Below are 460 nucleotides of genomic sequence, written 5' to 3' on the forward strand. Positions count from 1 at the left end.
GTCAGACAACGGTTCAGCTAAAAATCCCGCCCTTCCACCAGTAGAGAAATTGGGCAAAGGCCTCTACTTCTATGAAGTGGATTTGGCCGGCACTCAAGGAAAATCTGATAAAAAGCTTCTTGATTTCTTGAAACAAAACGGCACTCAAAGTTACAAGGCAACTATCAAAGTGTACGGTGCTAAAGATGGCAAGGCCGACTTGAGCAATCTCGTAGCGACTAAGGATTTGGATGTCAATTTGAATGGCTTGACTACACCAGCTGAAGTCCAAAAAGGTGTGGCTGACAATACTAAAGACACAGTAGATGTTCCAGCTACATACTTGGACAAAGCTAATTTCCCCGGCCCATTCACAGCAGGTGTCAACCAAGTCATTCCATACGAATTCTTTGCTGGTGACGGTATGTTAACCCGCCTTATCTTGAAAGCTTCTGACAAGGCCCCATGGTCAGACAACGGT

General features: G+C 45.2%; 1 protein-coding gene. It reads left to right on the plus strand.

Annotated features, from left to right (window positions below):
- Nucleotides 1–460: SSURE domain-containing protein (locus HMPREF2728_RS09500; protein ID WP_186822204.1), on the plus strand; the 460-nt coding region annotated here is incomplete at both ends.

Origin of the sequence: Streptococcus sp. HMSC061D10, from assembly GCF_001808865.1 — a bacterium.
Lineage (GTDB): Bacteria > Bacillota > Bacilli > Lactobacillales > Streptococcaceae > Streptococcus.